The organism is Rhizobium aureum (genome assembly GCF_030182495.1).
GTDB classification, from domain to species: domain Bacteria; phylum Pseudomonadota; class Alphaproteobacteria; order Rhizobiales; family Rhizobiaceae; genus Rhizobium; species Rhizobium tropici_C.
The window spans coordinates 46,819-62,270 of the sequence record NZ_JAQJCI010000014.1; the positions used below are offsets into that span (position 1 = coordinate 46,819).

The 15,452-nt window shown below is 60.7% G+C and carries 15 protein-coding genes; 9 read left to right on the top strand and 6 right to left on the bottom strand.

Translation table 11 applies throughout. The features are described 5' to 3' along the window. Window positions 1–16: 16 nt before the first annotated feature. Window positions 17–1,036: a LacI family DNA-binding transcriptional regulator gene (locus tag PH552_RS25045; protein WP_112335169.1), complete on the bottom strand. Its 1,020-nt coding sequence runs from the start codon at window positions 1,034–1,036 to the stop codon at window positions 17–19. Window positions 1,037–1,155: 119 nt separating this feature from the next. Continuing rightward, window positions 1,156–1,668, bottom strand: coding sequence for a MarR family winged helix-turn-helix transcriptional regulator (locus PH552_RS25050; RefSeq protein WP_112343275.1), 513 nt, complete (start codon window positions 1,666–1,668; stop codon window positions 1,156–1,158). Window positions 1,669–1,754: 86 nt separating this feature from the next. Between PH552_RS25050 and PH552_RS25055 the strand changes: the two genes are divergently transcribed. The 6 genes from PH552_RS25055 to PH552_RS25080 all read left to right on the top strand — a co-directional run bounded on the left by PH552_RS25055 (window position 1,755) and on the right by PH552_RS25080 (window position 9,166). Further along, on the top strand, window positions 1,755–2,546 hold the full coding sequence (locus tag PH552_RS25055) for a creatininase family protein (protein WP_183764808.1): 792 nt from the start codon (window positions 1,755–1,757) through the stop codon (window positions 2,544–2,546). Window positions 2,547–2,698: 152 nt separating this feature from the next. Then, window positions 2,699–3,793, top strand: coding sequence for a CobW family GTP-binding protein (locus tag PH552_RS25060; RefSeq protein ID WP_183764804.1), 1,095 nt, complete (start codon window positions 2,699–2,701; stop codon window positions 3,791–3,793). Beyond that, on the top strand, window positions 3,793–4,782 hold the full coding sequence (locus PH552_RS25065) for a WD40 repeat domain-containing protein (RefSeq protein WP_112343272.1): 990 nt from the start codon (window positions 3,793–3,795) through the stop codon (window positions 4,780–4,782). Before PH552_RS25060 ends, PH552_RS25065 begins: the two co-directional genes overlap by 1 nt. Before the next feature lie 118 nt (window positions 4,783–4,900). Then, window positions 4,901–5,716: a serine O-acetyltransferase gene (cysE, locus tag PH552_RS25070; RefSeq protein ID WP_183764801.1), complete on the top strand. Its 816-nt coding sequence runs from the start codon at window positions 4,901–4,903 to the stop codon at window positions 5,714–5,716. A 417-nt stretch (window positions 5,717–6,133) separates the two neighbouring features. Further along, a complete protein-coding gene (locus PH552_RS25075; RefSeq protein WP_183764798.1) occupies window positions 6,134–7,762 on the top strand; it encodes a phospholipase C in 1,629 nt (542 codons plus the stop codon). 18 nt (window positions 7,763–7,780) lie between these two features. Further along, window positions 7,781–9,166: a cytochrome-c peroxidase gene (locus tag PH552_RS25080; protein ID WP_183764795.1), complete on the top strand. Its 1,386-nt coding sequence runs from the start codon at window positions 7,781–7,783 to the stop codon at window positions 9,164–9,166. Between the two features lie 57 nt (window positions 9,167–9,223). Here PH552_RS25080 and PH552_RS25085 read toward each other — a convergent pair whose 3' ends face one another. Both PH552_RS25085 and odc2 read right to left on the bottom strand, forming a co-directional pair. Beyond that, window positions 9,224–9,814: a GNAT family N-acetyltransferase gene (locus tag PH552_RS25085; RefSeq protein ID WP_183764791.1), complete on the bottom strand. Its 591-nt coding sequence runs from the start codon at window positions 9,812–9,814 to the stop codon at window positions 9,224–9,226. Between the two features lie 113 nt (window positions 9,815–9,927). Further along, window positions 9,928–11,061, bottom strand: a complete 1,134-nt coding sequence (gene odc2, locus PH552_RS25090; protein ID WP_183764788.1) for an ornithine/lysine decarboxylase — start codon at window positions 11,059–11,061, stop codon at window positions 9,928–9,930. Between the two features lie 528 nt (window positions 11,062–11,589). On the opposite strand from odc2, the gene PH552_RS25095 reads away from it, so the two are divergent. The 3 genes from PH552_RS25095 (at window position 11,590) to PH552_RS25105 (ending at window position 14,339) form a co-directional block, all read left to right on the top strand. After that, window positions 11,590–12,483: a LysR family transcriptional regulator gene (locus PH552_RS25095; protein ID WP_112343266.1), complete on the top strand. Its 894-nt coding sequence runs from the start codon at window positions 11,590–11,592 to the stop codon at window positions 12,481–12,483. Between the two features lie 90 nt (window positions 12,484–12,573). Further along, window positions 12,574–13,233 carry a DUF1007 family protein gene (locus PH552_RS25100; RefSeq protein ID WP_169645759.1) on the top strand — a complete coding sequence of 220 codons (660 nt, stop codon included), beginning with the start codon at window positions 12,574–12,576 and terminating at the stop codon, window positions 13,231–13,233. Continuing rightward, a complete protein-coding gene (locus PH552_RS25105) occupies window positions 13,227–14,339 on the top strand; it encodes a nickel/cobalt transporter (RefSeq protein WP_183764785.1) in 1,113 nt (370 codons plus the stop codon). Before PH552_RS25100 ends, PH552_RS25105 begins: the two co-directional genes overlap by 7 nt. Before the next feature lie 38 nt (window positions 14,340–14,377). On the opposite strand, the gene PH552_RS25110 is transcribed toward PH552_RS25105, so the two are convergent. Next, window positions 14,378–14,593: a hypothetical protein gene (locus PH552_RS25110; RefSeq protein ID WP_112343263.1), complete on the bottom strand. Its 216-nt coding sequence runs from the start codon at window positions 14,591–14,593 to the stop codon at window positions 14,378–14,380. A gap of 80 nt (window positions 14,594–14,673) precedes the next feature. Further along, window positions 14,674–15,387, bottom strand: a complete 714-nt coding sequence (locus PH552_RS25115; RefSeq protein ID WP_112343262.1) for a tellurite resistance TerB family protein — start codon at window positions 15,385–15,387, stop codon at window positions 14,674–14,676. Between the last annotated feature and the right edge of the window lie 65 nt (window positions 15,388–15,452).

The window sequence follows — 15,452 nt, forward strand, 5'->3', positions numbered from 1 at the left end:
CGGCGCCGAACCGCTGCTAACGAGCTTTGTAGGGCGCCGTGGATTGGCGGATGCGCATTTCCGGCTTGATAAGATGGATACCATCCGGCTCATGGCTTCCTGCCAGCCTATCCAAAAGCGCCCGCGCTGCAAGTCTTCCGACCTCGGCCTGACCGTTCCAGACGGTCGTCAGCGCCGGCGTCGCAATCGCCGCTTCTTCCAGATCGTCATAGCCGGTAACCGAAATATCCCGTCCCGGCACAAGGCCGGCGCGCGAAATGCCGTTCATGAGTCCGATAGCGACCAGATCGTTCCAGCAGACGGCGGCCGTCGGCTTCTGCGGCAGCGACAGGAAATGCACGGCAGCCTCGAAACCACCCTGTTTGGAGCGCGCGCCGGGAATACGCAGATTGGGATCGACCTCGATGGCAGCCTTGCGCAGGGCATTGACATAGCCCTGGTAACGGTCGCGTCCCGTCGAGGTCTGGTCGGTACCGCCGATCATCGCGATAGAGCGGTGGCCAAGGCTGATCAGATGGTTGGTCGCAAGCGAAATGCCATAGCTGTCATCGCCGCGAAAGGTCGGCAGATCCAGCGCTTCGATCTGTCGTGCCACCAGAATGGCCGGCATGCCGTTTTCTTCCGCCAGCTCGAAATCTTCCGGCGGCGTTCCGATCGCCGGCGACATGATGACGCCGTCGCCACCGAGCTGCAACAGCGTCTCGATGAAGGTCCGCTGCTTCTCGACCGAATCATAATGATTGGAAAGAATGAAGGTATGGCGGCTGCGGTCGAGCTCGCTTTCGATCGCCTTCAGGATTTCCCCGTAAAAGGGATTCATGATGTCGTGGACGACGACGCCGATAATGCCGGACCGCGATGTCCTGAGACTTGCCGCACGGCGATTGTAGATATAGCCCAGCGCGCGGGCCTGATCCTTGATCTTCTCGCGGGTATTGACCGCGACCAATGGGCTATCGCGTAAGGCCAGGGATACAGTTGCCGTTGAAATACCGAGCGTTTCCGCAATCGTAGAAAGCTTTATCTTTTGCGCCACGCACTCCCTCCCCCGTGAAACGCAGCCGTCAACATATTCCGTCGTTTTACGATTCCGGAATTTAAAATCTTTAATTAAAAGCTTTAATCACATCGTGCAACACGAATTCGCGAGGATTCTCAGAATTCCTCGTCGTCTTCTTCGTCGTCGCCGGCCTGAAGGTTGCTCTCGATCGTCTTGAGCAGACGCACGAGCGAGCGGATTTCCTTTTCGGAGAATCCGCGGGTAGCCAGTTCATCGCAGGTCGCGGCGGAACTTTCGATCTCGCTGACGCTATTGCGGCCCGTCTCGGTGAGATAGACCTTCGTCAGCCGCGCATCCTCGGCATCCGGCCGCCGTTCGACGAAGCCTTGCGCCTCCATGCGGCCGATCGTCCTCGTCATGGTCGGAGCCTTGACGCCGAGCTTCTGGGCCAGCGTACCAGCGGGCAGCCCGTCATTTGCCGCCAGCGCCAGAATGACCCCATCCTGCCCGGCATAAAGACCACTCGCTGTCAGGCTGCGTGTCATCACCGTGCGCATGGCCCGCGCTGCCTGTGTCAATGCCGGCGACAGATCGGCAAGCGTGTAGTCCCGGTGATCCTTCTTTTTACCTGACTTACTTTTCTTCCCGACCTTGTTCTTCTTGCCCATCGTGATTCCATTGACCTTTTCGCCGCTAAGTCATCACGCTATGACATTGCGCAGGTTACTGACATAAACAAGAGGCACATCCTCAGATGGCGTATCCTTTGCCATGTTTCGATGACAATGATGAAACACTGACGCCGCAGGAGCGATCAAAATGGATCGCCGTGCTGCCACTTGGCGCCTATGAGCAACACGGACCGCATCTGCCGTTCGAAACCGATACGCTCATTGCCGAGGGAATCGTTTCACGTCTCAAGGTTGCTTTGCCGGCCAAACTGCCGGTTACCTTCCTTTCCGTCGAGGCCGTCGGCTACTCGATCGAGCATATGGATGTCGCCGGCACGAAGACGCTGACCTTCGACGAGGCTATCGGGCGCTGGCTTGGTATCGCCGAGCGGTTGAGCGGGCTCGGCATCCGCAAATTCGTCATGCTGAATGCCCATGGCGGCAACTCGCCGCTGATGACCATCGTCGCGGCGGAGGCGCGTGTGCGCTTCGGCATGCTGGCGGTCGCCACCAGCTGGACCCGCTTCGGCGTACCGGACGGGCTGATCGCGCCGGATGACAAAGCCATCGACATTCACGGCGGTGATATCGAGACATCGGTCATGCTGGCGCTGCATCCGGAGAAAGTGGACATGTCGAAGGCGGCGAACTTCCCGTCGCGACAATCGGAGTTCATCAAGGGCTTCAAGCATCTGCGCGCCTACGGCCCGCATGCCTTCGGCTGGAAGATGTCTGATCTCAGCACGCAAGGCGTTGCCGGCAATGCAGGCGTCGCAACGGCGGCCAAGGGCGAGCGGCTGATCGCGCACGCGGTGCAAGGTCTCGTCGAGCTGTTCGAGGATGTCGACGCATTCGATGCGACGACGCTGACTTGATCGGCATCATGAATCGACGCCTGCTCCATTCCTGCGCAATGCAATGTGATCTTATAACATACAAAAGCCTTTGAACTGACGTCCTCAACTCCTTATATGGAACCCGACCAATATCTGCTCTCCGGGGCAACCTTCCATATTTCGAGGCTCCCATGACCGAAACAGCCACGCAAAAGCCCGTTCCCGTTACCGTTCTCACCGGCTATCTCGGCGCCGGCAAGACGACGCTGCTGAACCGCATCCTGTCTGAAAATCACGGCAAGAAATACGCCGTCATCGTCAACGAATTCGGCGAGATCGGCATCGACAACGACCTCATCGTCGAGTCGGACGAAGAAATCTACGAAATGAACAATGGCTGCGTCTGCTGCACCGTTCGCGGCGATCTCATCCGCGTCGTCGAAGGCCTGATGCGCCGTCCCGGCCGCTTTGACGGCATCATCGTCGAAACGACGGGCCTTGCCGATCCGGTTCCGGTCGCCCAGACCTTCTTCATGGATGACGATGTCCGCGCCAAGACCGAACTCGACGCCGTCGTCGCGCTCGTCGACGCCAAGCACCTGCCGCTGCGCCTGAAGGACAGCCGCGAAGCCGAAGACCAGATCGCCTTCGCCGACGTCGTCGTCATCAACAAGTCCGATCTCGTAACGCCGGAAGAGCTTGCCCAGATCGAGGACATCGTCCACGCGATCAACCCGGCTGCCCGCGTCTACAAGACGACCCGATCCGGCGTCGAGCTCGCTCGCGTGCTGAACCAGGGCGCCTTCAACCTGGAACGTGCGCTCGAGAACGACCCGCATTTCCTCGAGCACGGCCATGAGGATCATGTCTGCGGCCCGGATTGCGATCATGATCATGATCACCACCACCATCATGATCACGACCACGATCATCACCACCATGATCACGACCATCATCACCACCATGCTCCTTCCCCGATCCATGACGTCACCGTGCAGTCGGTTTCGCTGCGCGGCGGCGAGATGAATGCCGAGCGCTTCTTCCCGTGGATCCAGAAGGTCACGCAGACACAAGGCCCGAACATCCTGCGCCTCAAGGGCATCATCGCCTTCAAGGACGATCCGGAACGCTATGTCGTTCAGGGTGTGCACATGATCATCGAAGGCGACCACCAGCGTCCCTGGAAGGACGGCGAAAAGCATGAGAGCCGTCTCGTCTTCATCGGCCGCGAGCTTGACCGCGAAAAACTGGAAGCCAGCTTCAAGGCGTGCGAGGCGTCTGCCTGATGCCGACTGTTGCTCCGCTTGATATCGACGGCCACGTTCTGGCCGTCGAATTTTTAGGTGATACCCCCTTTTTCGCCAGCGCCGCCGGCGCGATCCACCGCCTCGAAGGCGGTGAGAAGGTTACCGAAGCCCATCAGGGGATGCTGACCTGCATCCGCGATCCTCATAGCGAGAGCCTGATCTCCGGCGGCGAGGATGGCAAGGTTCTGCGGATCGCAGCCGACGGCAGCATGGCGGTGCTCGCCGAAGCGCCGCGCAAGTGGATCAGCCAGCTTGCAGCCGGCCCGCAGGGCGCTGTCGCCTATTCCTATGGCAAGAGCACCTTCGTACAGCTCTCCGACGGGACGACGAAAGAGTTTCCGGAAGAACGTACCGTCGAAGGCATCGCTTTCGCTCCGAAGGGCCTGCGCATTGCGGTTGCCCGCTACAACGGCGTATCGCTGCATTGGGTCGGCATGAGCGCCCAGCCGGTCAATCTGGAATGGAAGGGCGCCCATACCAGCGTCACCTTCTCGCCGGATGGCCAGTTCATCGTCACGACCATGCAGGAAAATGCGCTGCACGGCTGGAAGATGGATGCGAAGCCGGGTGCCGAAGCCAGGCACATGCGCATGACCGGCTATCCCGCCAAGGTGAAGTCGCTCTCCTGGTCCAACAAGGGGAAATGGCTGGCCTCCTCCGGCGCACCGGCGGCGATCGTCTGGCCCTTCCAGGGCAAGGATGGTCCGATGGGCAAGGCGCCGTTGGAGCTCGGCACCCGCGCCAACATCATGGCGACTTCGGTGAAGTTCCACCCCGTCGAGGATATCCTCGCCATCGGCTTTATCGATGGCATGATCCTTGCGGTGCGCATCGGCGACGCCAAGGAAGCGCTCTTGCGACGGCCCGGCAAGGGTGCCATTACGTCGATGAGCTGGAGCAAATCCGGCAAGCTGCTCGCCTTCGCCTCCGAAGCCGGCGACTGCGGCGTCGTCGACATCTCCGGTTAAGGCAATTCAAGGAAAAGTGCGCAGCGGTTTTCCGTCCGGAATTGCGTGAAAACAATGAGACAGAGCAGTTCATGGATACCGTGGATCGCTGAACTGCTCTAAGCAGAGAGACAGGATCATGCCCCAGTCAGGAACGGCAATCGCCGGAAATGCGCCTAAACCAGCCGAAAACGTCTGGGATGTGATCCGTTGCGAAGCCGCCGAACTGGCGGCGCGCGAGCCGACGCTTGCGCCGCTGCTGCAGGCGCAATTGCTTGCCGGAAACTCCGAGGCCGAAAGCCTTGCCAACGTATTGGCCGCTAGGCTTTGCGTCGTCAGGATCGAGCACGGCGACATGCTTTCTCTGCTATCCGACGTACTGAGGCGATATCCCGCCATCCTGCAAGCAACGGAAGCGGATCTTGTCGCGGTGCGAACCCGCGACCCCGCCTGCACAACCTACCTGCATGCTCTTCTGAACTTGAAGGGTTTTCATGCCCTGCAGACGCACCGCATCGCCCATGCGCTCTGGACGGAAGGCCGCAAGGAAATTGCGAGCTGGCTCTCCAATCTCGTCTCGCTCGTCTTTGGCCCGGATATCCATCCGGCCGCGAAGATCGGCACCTCGATCATGCTCGACCATGGCTCCGGCATCGTCATCGGCGAAACTGCCGTGATAGAGGATGAGGTTTCCATCCTGCAGAACGTCACGCTCGGCGGCACCGGCAAGGAGAGCGGCGACCGTCACCCGAAGATCCGTCACGGCGTGATGATCGGCGCCGGCGCCAAGATCCTCGGCAATATCGAAGTTGGCGCCTTCAGCAAGGTTGCCGCGGGCAGCGTCGTGGTCAAACCCGTGCCGCCGCACTGCACCGTCGCAGGCGTGCCTGCCGTGGTCGTGCGCATCCATCGCGCCGACGAGATCCCGGCTGAGACGATGGATCAGAATATCTGATTTCAGCTGGGACTGTGGCCACCTCCTGGTTCAAGGCATCGTCGTTTTCGCCGCGCTTAACGGCGCTGCACCTCACCATGAGGTGAAGCAAGTTCCGTGGCGAGGCGCGCAAATCGGCCCTCGTGCTGAGGAGGCCCGAAGGGCCGTCTCGAAGCACGAGAGCGGGTGAGGAAACAACCGCAGGCAGTCCGTGACATAAGGTAGCACCGTAAACGCTCCAGACAGGCGACTCGTACCGTTCCGCATCCAGCACAGCAGAATCAAGTGCTTGCCGAAGATGCGATATCAACGGCTGAATCGCCTGCCCGTCACCCTTCATGGAACTGTCATGCTCCATTGATAGCTCGAAAGGGTTCTCTATGCCCGGCGTGGCGCAAATGCGCCGGAGCAATGCCCCCACTCGAAGAGGATATGACGATGATCAGTCTTTCACGTGGCGCCGCGCTTATCGCCGGCAGCGCGCTTACCCTTGTTTTGCTCTGTTCCGCCGCCGGTGCCACTGACCTAAGCCCGGCACCGAATACCGCGACGCCCATCAAGCATCTTGTCGTGATCTTCCAGGAAAACGTCTCCTTCGACCATTATTTCGCGACCTATCCCAAGGCAGCGAATGTCGATGGCGAACCGGCATTCAAGGCGGCAGACAACACGCCAACCGATATCAACACGCTCGCCAATGCCGGTCTTCTCGACAACAACCCGAACAAGACCAACACGGCAAACGGCGCCGATGCGGCGGCGCCCTTCCGGCTCGATCGTACGCAGGCGGCGACCCAGTCACAGAACCACGGCTATACCGCCGAACAGGCCGCCTACAACAACTTCGCTATGGACCTTTTCCCAGCCAATACCGGCCGTGGCACCAAGGGTGCCGCCGGTGCCTTCGGCACCAAAGGGCAGGTCATGGGCTATTATGACGGCAACACCGTCACGGCCTTTTGGAATTATGCCCAGCATTACGCGCTGAACGACAATTCCTTCTCCACCAATTTCGGCCCCTCGACCCCTGGCGCGCTGAACCTGATTTCCGGCCAGACCAACGGCGCCATCCTGCCGCCCGGCTACACACTGGAAAGCGACGGCACCTATTCCAAGGGCCGCATCGTGCCTGACGGCAATGGCGGCTGGACCGCGATCAGCGATTTCGACCCGACCGGCGACGTCTGCTCGGTCGGCCAGACGGCGCTGATGTACGGCAAGAACATCGGCGACATGCTGAACGATCACAAGATCACCTGGGGCTTCTTCGAGGGTGGCTTCGACCTGTCGCTGACCAACCCGGACGGCACGACAGGTTGCAAGCGCGCGACCACGTCGACCATCACCAAGGTCAACTACGCCGACTACATTCCGCATCACCAGCCGTTCCAATATTATGCCTCGACCGCCAACCCGACGCATGCGCGCCCCTCTTCGGTGGCGGCGATCGGGACGACCGATGCGGCAAACCACCAGTACGACATGACCGACTTCTATGCGGCGCTGAAGAACGGCAACATGCCGACGGTCAGCTTCCTGAAGGCACCTGCCTATCAGGACGGCCATGCCGGCTATTCCGATCCGCTCGACGAACAGGAATTCGTAACTGAGGTAGTCAACACCGTGCAGAATTCGCCGGATTGGAAGGACACCGCCATCATTATCCTCTACGACGATTCCGATGGCTGGTATGATCATGCCCATGCGGTCGTCAATCCGTCGAAAATCCCGGTCAAAGGCTATGACGTGCTGAGTGGCGACAGCTGCTCCACCGGCACCGCCCTCCCCGGCGTCAATGGCCAGCCGGCGCAGGGACGCTGCGGCTACGGCACGCGCCAGCCGCTGCTTGTGATTTCACCCTACGCCAAGGTCAACTTCGTCGATCACACGCTGACGGACCAGACCTCCGTCATGCGCTTCATCGAGGACAACTGGATGGCCGGCGCCCGCCTCGGCGGCGGCTCCTTCGATGTGCTCTCGGGCTCGCTGAACACCATGTTCGACTGGTCCAAGGGTGACGCGCCGAAGCTGATCCTCGATCCAAAGACCGGCAACCAGGCATCGTAAAACCAAAGGGGAGACGGAATGCCCGTTCAGATCAGCCACCGTCTCCTGCCGCTCCTCGCACTCGCGGGCCTATCGCTTGCGGGTGCGGCTGTCGGCATGGCAAGCGAACCGGCCGCCAGTGCTTCGGCAACCGATGGCTATGATGAACAGGCGCCACTGAGCGCGGTGGCGCAGCTCGGCAAGAAGCTGTTCTTCGATCCGTCGCTGTCCGGTGGCGGCCAGATGTCTTGCGCCACCTGCCATGACCCGGCCAACCACTATGCGCCGGCCAATGGCCTCGCCGTCCAGCTCGGTGGCCCGCATCTCGATCAGCCGGGCGTCCGCGCGGTGCCCAGCCTCGCCTACAAGATGTCGACGCCATCCTTCTCGATAGGCGAGGAGAGCGCTGCCGACGAGGCCGCGGAAGCCTCGCCGATGGCCGAAGCATCGGGCGTGGCTCTCGCCAATGCCCCCGCGGCCGTCACCGGCCCGCTGGCGGCAGAGGCCGTCGTCAAGGCCGATGCGGCAGCCGCAGCAAACCTCGTGCCGCAGGGCGGCATGTTCTGGGATGGGCGAGTGGATTCACTGGAGGAACAGGCCCTGCAGCCGATGATCTCACCCTTCGAAATGGCGAATGCCGATGCCGCCATCGTCTATGCCAAGCTCAAGAAGGGTTACGGCAAGGATATTTCGGCGCTCTTCGGCGACAATGTCCTCAACGATCAGGATATGACCATTTCAGAGGTAGGCTTCGCACTTGCCCGCTATCAGATCGAGGAAAACTCCTTCCATCCCTATACGAGCAAGTATGATTATTACCTGCGCGGCAAGTCAGTGCTGACGGATGCGGAAGCGCGGGGATTGAAGCTGTTCGACGATGCGAACAAGGGCAACTGCGCCTCCTGCCATCTCGACAAGATGACCGGCGACGGGCAGATGCCCAACTTCACCGATTTCGAGTTCGAGGCGCTCGGCGCACCGCGCAATCCGGCCATTCCGGCCAATGCCGATGCCCATTACTACGACACCGGTATTTGCGGCCCGCTGCGCAACGACGCCTATTCCGCCCAGCAGCAGAATTGCGGCCTGTTCAAGACGCCGACGCTGCGCAACGTCGCCACCCGACATGTCTTCTTCCACAATGGCGTCTATCGGAACCTCGAGGATGTCACCCGCTTCTATGTCAAGCGCGACACCAATCCGGGGGAAATCTATCCGAAGGATGCGAGCGGCAAGGTCCTGAAATATGATGACCTGCCAGCGCAGTATCGGGCCAATATCGATGTCATCGACGCGCCGATGAACCGCAAGCCCGGCGATGCCCCAGCGCTCAACGACGCCGAGATCGCCGATGTCGTCGCCTTCCTGAAAACGCTGACGGACGGATACGACCCGGCGAAGGAGGGCATGAAGGCCGCTAAATAAAAAAGCCTCCACCTGGACAGGCGGAGGCTTTTGATATTCCAGGACTCTTCGGGCGCTTTACGCAGCCTTTGCTATCGGCGGCTGGGCAAGCTTGCGGCCGCTGGCAACGACCATGCCGGCGGCACTGTCGAGCCAACCGTCTTTGAGTTCGAGAGCCAGGAAGCGCTCGCGCTGGAACGGACCGGGCATGACGAGATGCCGCGTCTTTGCGGCGAAGAAGCCGAAACGCTCGTAATAAGGCGCATCGCCGACCAGCAGGATCGCGCCGTGGCCGCGCTTCTTGGCCTCCAGGATGGCAGCGCGCATCAGCGCCGAACCGATGCCTTTGCCTTCATAGGCGGGATCGATCGCCAGCGGGCCGAGCAGCAACCCATCGACCGGGCGCGTCTCGCGATCGACGCCGGCTTCGATGTTCCAGAGACGAACCGTGCCGATGACATGGTCGCCGCGATCGCGCGCGACCAGTGCCAGGCCTTCGGCCGGAACGCGGCCCTGACGCAGCTTTTCCGACGACTTCTTGCGGCGGTCGGGACCCATGGCGCGATCCAGCAGGTTTTCGCGCGCAACGACATCGCCTGCGTTTTCCAGGTCGAGAGTGAATGTGGACGGCGCAAAGAATGCGCGGACAGAATCAAGAACAGCGGCCATCTCGGCCTCCCGTGCCCAATACCGTTATCAGCGGTGGTGACAAACTATTGTGAGGGTGCCGCCCCGGCTGGCTACGGGGGCAGCTTTGTCGAACTTCAGATCCCTGCCGGACCTCAGATGATGTAAGCCTTCAACGGGTCGAAGCCGTTGAACGACACAGCCGAGTAGGTCGTGGTGTAGGCGCCGGTGCCTTCAATCAGGACCTCGTCGCCAATGGTGAGCGACACCGGCAGCGGATAGAGGTTCTTCTCATAGAGCACGTCGGCCGAATCGCAGGTCGGACCGGCGATGACGCAAGGTTCCATCTCGTCGCCGTCGCGCGTCGTGCGGATCGGGTAACGGATCGCCTCGTCCATGGTTTCGGCGAGACCGCCGAACTTGCCGATGTCAAGGAAGACCCAGCGAGCGGCGTCATTGTCCGACTTCTTGGAGATCAGAACGACTTCAGCCTTGATCACGCCGGCATTGCCGACCATGCCGCGGCCCGGTTCGATGATCGTGTGCGGGATCTGGTTGCCGAAATGGGCACGCAGAGACGCAAAGATCGCCTTGCCATAGGCTTCGGCCGAGGGAACGTCGCGCAGGTATTTGGTCGGGAAACCGCCGCCCATGTTGACCATCTGCAGGTGGATGCCCTGCTTGGCGAGCGAGACGAAAACGCGCTTGGCATCGGCAAGAGCATTGTCCCAGGCATCGACTTTGGTCATCTGCGAGCCGACGTGGAAAGACACGCCGTAGGATTCCAGACCGAGCTGGTGGGCGTAGACGAGAACGTCGACGGCCATCTGCGGGACGCAACCGAACTTGCGCGACAGCGGCCATTCCGCACCTTCGCCATCGGTCAGGACGCGGCAGAACACGCGGGCGCCGGGGGCCGCACGCGAGATCTTTTCGACTTCCTCGTGGCTGTCGACGGCGAAGAGGTTGATACCGAGTGCATGCGCACGGGCGATATCGCGCTCCTTCTTGATGGTGTTGCCGTAGGAGATACGCTCAGCGGTCGCACCGGCATCGAGCGCCATTTCGATTTCGGCGACGGACGCGCAATCGAAGTTGGAGCCGAGGCTGGCGAGCAGGCGCAGCACTTCCGGAGCCGGATTGGCCTTGACGGCATAATAGATGGCGCTGTCCGGCATGGCATGACGGAAGGCGTGAAAATTGTCGCGGACGACATCGAGATCGACCACCAGGCAAGGACCGTCCGGACGTCGGGCAGCGAGGAAATCGCGAATACGTTGCGTGGTCATGTCAATTCCCTTTCAATTCCAAAGGCTCCGGGGAAGACCCAGAGGACAAAGGGCGACGCTCATTCGCTCAGGAACCAGCCGGTGGAGACCCCGGTACCGTGCAAATGCGCGAAGCGCGGATGATGAACGAGTGCCGCAAGCGGCGCTAATTCGCTTTGTCTGCCATGGATTGGAGGGAAGATCCCAACCGCACTTCCGGCAATGAAGGTGTGCCTCTTCAGTAACCCCGGCTGATGGAAAGCCGGGAGAGAACAAAAAGGCCCGCACCGTCGTTGCTTCAGATGTCCTCGCATTTTCCGGTTGGCCGGAATAGCGACTGGAGGGGTTAATTCCAGGTACCTTACCGATTTTCTCACCACATCGAGGATCGGCGGACACCCACGGGCACGTGCGACTTTGGGCTGACCCCGAAATAGGAATATTCGCCGACATAATCAAGAAAATTTTTCTTCCATGCCCGAAAAAAATAATTGAACAAATCGAAGCATTTTGTTCAACATCCGGAAACAGTTAGCGGGAGGCTTCACCATGGACACTTTGACCCGGATTCGCGCCTTCATCGACGTGGTCGAAGCCGAAGGATTTTCAGCGGCTGCGCGCAAGACCGGCCGCTCCAAGGCGCTCTTGTCGAAATATGTCCGCGAGCTGGAGGACGAACTCGGCGCGCTGCTCTTGAACCGCACCACGCGTCAATTCTCCATGACGGAAGCCGGCCATACCTATTATCGGACCGCCTCCGATATCCTGAAGGAGATCGACAACCTTGCCGACCTCGTGCGCGAGAACAACCAGCAGCTTAAAGGCCGGCTGCGCGTCTCCGTGCCGCGCACCTTCGTCGACGCCGATGTCGGGCAATCGCTGATCGACTTTGCCAAGGAAAATCCCGATCTCGCGCTGGAAATCTCTGCCGACGACCGTTTTGTCGATCTGATCGAGGAAGGCTTCGATGTCGCCGTGCGCATCACCAAGCTCGAGGATTCCGGCATGATCGCCCGCAAGATCTCGGACTTCCGCATCCATCTCTGCGCAACCCCGGCGTTCCTCGAGCGCTATCCGACGCTGGAGCATCCGAGCGATCTTGCCCGCGTGCCTTTCATCATCGATACCAACACCCGCTCACAAGGCAATATCCGCTTCGTCGATGCCGACAGCACCACTTTCAACGTCGCCATCAACGGCACGCTCGAAGTCAACAGCCCGCATGCGACGTTGCGCGCAGCTCTTGCCGATCTCGGCATCGCCATCGTCCCGGATTTCATCGGCCGCCAGGCGATCGAAAGCGGGCAATTGCTGACATTGTTCAACGACTATCTTCCGACCGATCGCGGCATCTATGCCGTCTATCCGCACCGGCGCTATCTGCCGGCCAAGGTGCGCATCTTTGTGGACTATCTGCACAACTGGTTCCGCAAGAACGGCTGAACGCCCGAGCTTGGCCGCCCGGTCCCAATTCCGTCTCATTTCCTGACCAGAAAACGAAGTGAATCAATGCTCGCGAAACCTATCGGACGCATGAGAAAATCCACGACCGCCTACGCTGTTGCCCTGACCGGCGGCCTGCTGCTCGTGCCCGCCGCAGCATCGGCGCATCCGCATATTTTCGTGGAAGCCCGCCTGGAAGTGCTGGCCGGCGCGGATGGCAATGTGCAGGAACTGCGCAACGTCTGGCGGTTCGATGAAGTATTCTCTTCCTCGGTGCTGATGGATTTCGACAAGAACACCAATCTGAAGCTCGACCCGGACGAGCTGAAGGAGGTTGGCAAGACGGTGCGCGAGTCGCTTGCCGACTACGACTATTACACGAACCTGACGCTGAACGGTAAAGTGATCAAGGTGAACAAGCCTGACGTCATCAATGTCGATTATCGCGATGGCCAGCTCCTGATGTTCTTCGCCGTCAAGCCTTCCGAGCCGATGCCGCTTGCCAAGGGCAACAAGCTGAGCTTCGGCATCTACGATCCGACGCTCTACACCTCAGTCGATTTCCCGAGCGACAATGAACTGGTGACGGAGGGCGATGCCTTCAAAAGCTGTACGCAGAAGGTCGTTCGCCCCAATCCGGACGAGGTTATCGCCGAAAACAGATCGACATTGACGGATGCCTTCTTCAACGATCCGACGGGAACGACCATGTCGAAACTCTTCGCAACGCGGATAGACGTCGAATGCTGACTTCGAGACTGAGGAAGCTCGCTCCGGCCGCGGTACTCGCCCTTTTGGCGGCCGCCGGTCTGGCGCATGCCGCAGGCTCTCCGCTCGGCATCGGCACGGCGGAGCCGAGCTTCCAGCCGATTGGCGGCCCGCTTGCCCCGATCTTCCTCTATGTGAACTACGAACAGCAAGCCTTCTATCGCGCGCTTACCAGATCCATCGAGGCCATGCGCCAGGATCCCTGGCAACTCTGGACGCTGATCGGCCTTTCCTTCGCCTATGGTATCTTCCATGCCGCCGGTCCGGGCCACGGCAAGGCTGTCATCTCCTCCTACATGGTCGCCAACGAGATCGAGCTGAAGCGCGGCATCGGCATCTCGTTCGTTTCCGCGCTCATTCAGGGCCTCGTTGCCGTCCTTGTCGTCGGCGCCGCCTATTTCGTCCTGCGTGGTTCCGGCATCACCATGACGATGGCGACCAACGCCATGGAGATCACCAGCTTCGTCATGGTCATCCTGTTCGGCAGCTGGCTCTTGTTCCGCAAGCTGCGGGCAATGATGCAGAGCCGGGCGCAGCGTCAGGAAATGCAGCTCGCGACATCGGCGGGGCCAATCAGTGTTTCGCTGTTCGAGGGGGCCGCGACGGGCACGGATTCGACGAGAGGTTTTGCGCGCAGCGGCGCCGTCATGTCCACTGCCGGCGGCTATCAATGCTACGATCCCGCCCATGCGGCCGGCGATGGCGCTTATTGCGAGACCTGCGGCCACGCCCATCTTCCCGATCCGAAGATGCTGTCGAATGAAAAATTCAGTGTCCGCGAAGCCTGGTCGGCCATCATCGCCGTTGGACTGCGACCGTGCTCTGGCGCCCTGCTGGTCATGACCTTTTCGATGCTGAACGGGCTCTATCTCGGCGGGCTTCTGTCCGTGCTGGCCATGTCCATCGGCACGGCGCTGACCGTCTCGCTGCTTGCCATGATCGCCGTCTTCGCAAAAGGCACCGCCGTCCGTTTCACGGGCAAGGGCTCGAGGCTTTCGGCCTGGGTGGGCAATGGTATCGAAATTCTCGGTGCGCTGCTGGTCATCTGCACGGGCGTCATTCTGCTCGGCGCCTCACTGCAGAACTGAGCGATTTCGGAGGATTCGGGAAAGCCTTACGCTAGAGCTTACGGCCCATTGCGCCGCTGGTACCGGGCTCTCAGCCAGAACACCAGGAAGAAGGCCAGGATGACCAATACGCCGAAGCTCGTGCCGAGCCATGGCGAAATCGAGCCGAGCCAGACGATGACATTCGGCATCAGGTAAAGCGCGACCGTCGCCGCCACCAAAATAATGCCGGCGGCGATCGCCGCCGAGCGGGTGTCGCTTTTCTTGTCCGTCAATCGCCGATCCCCAGCACGCCATGAAATGTTTCGGCGAAGGCTTAGGCCAGCCGCCGCCGAAAGGCAACCAGCGCTATCTATCAGAGTGGGACTTTGGCACCAGCGACCGTCGCCTCGATATGGTCGACCAAGGCGTCGGCCAAACCGAGCCTGCCGGCCAGCAGATCGAGATAGCCGCGCTCGGCCCGAGAATCCGGCTCAATCGCGAGCCGCGACGCGGTATAGACCTGTACCCGCTGCTCTTCGGTCTTCGCCGAGGCGACGATCGCGTCAAGATCGACGGGATTGGCAAGCTCGCGCTGGAAGAAGGCTTCCGCCTCCGACCCGACACCGGCCTCGTGCACCTTGCCGAGAATGCGCTGACGCTCCGCATCGTCGATATGGCCATCGGCACGGGCGGCCGCGATCATCGCCCGCACCAGCGAAAGCGTAAAATCATTGCTGGCGATGGCAGGCGCTGTGCTGAAGCCGGAATCTGACGGCGGCGGCAGGAACTGCGGCTCGGCCTGCTGGGTCGATTGGGGTGCCGGCTGCGGCTGATTGCCATCGCGGTAATTCTTGTAGGCTTGATAGCCAAGTCCGGCGATGGCGGCGAGGCCGCCGAGCGCCAGCGCATTGCCGGCAACCTGGCGTCCGGTCTTCGTCCCCAGCAGCACGCCGGCGATCGCGCTCGTCGCCATCGGATTATCCCTGGCGAGATTGATGGCCTGGGTTGCCCTGTCCTTCACGGTCCCCTGCACTCCCGGAACCTGTGATCCCAGGAATTGGTCAAGAAGCTTGCGGGCGTCGATCATATGGATGGTCCTCCGTCCTTGTGATGGTGAGAGGGAGATAGGAAGCGCAACCGCAAATACCAATC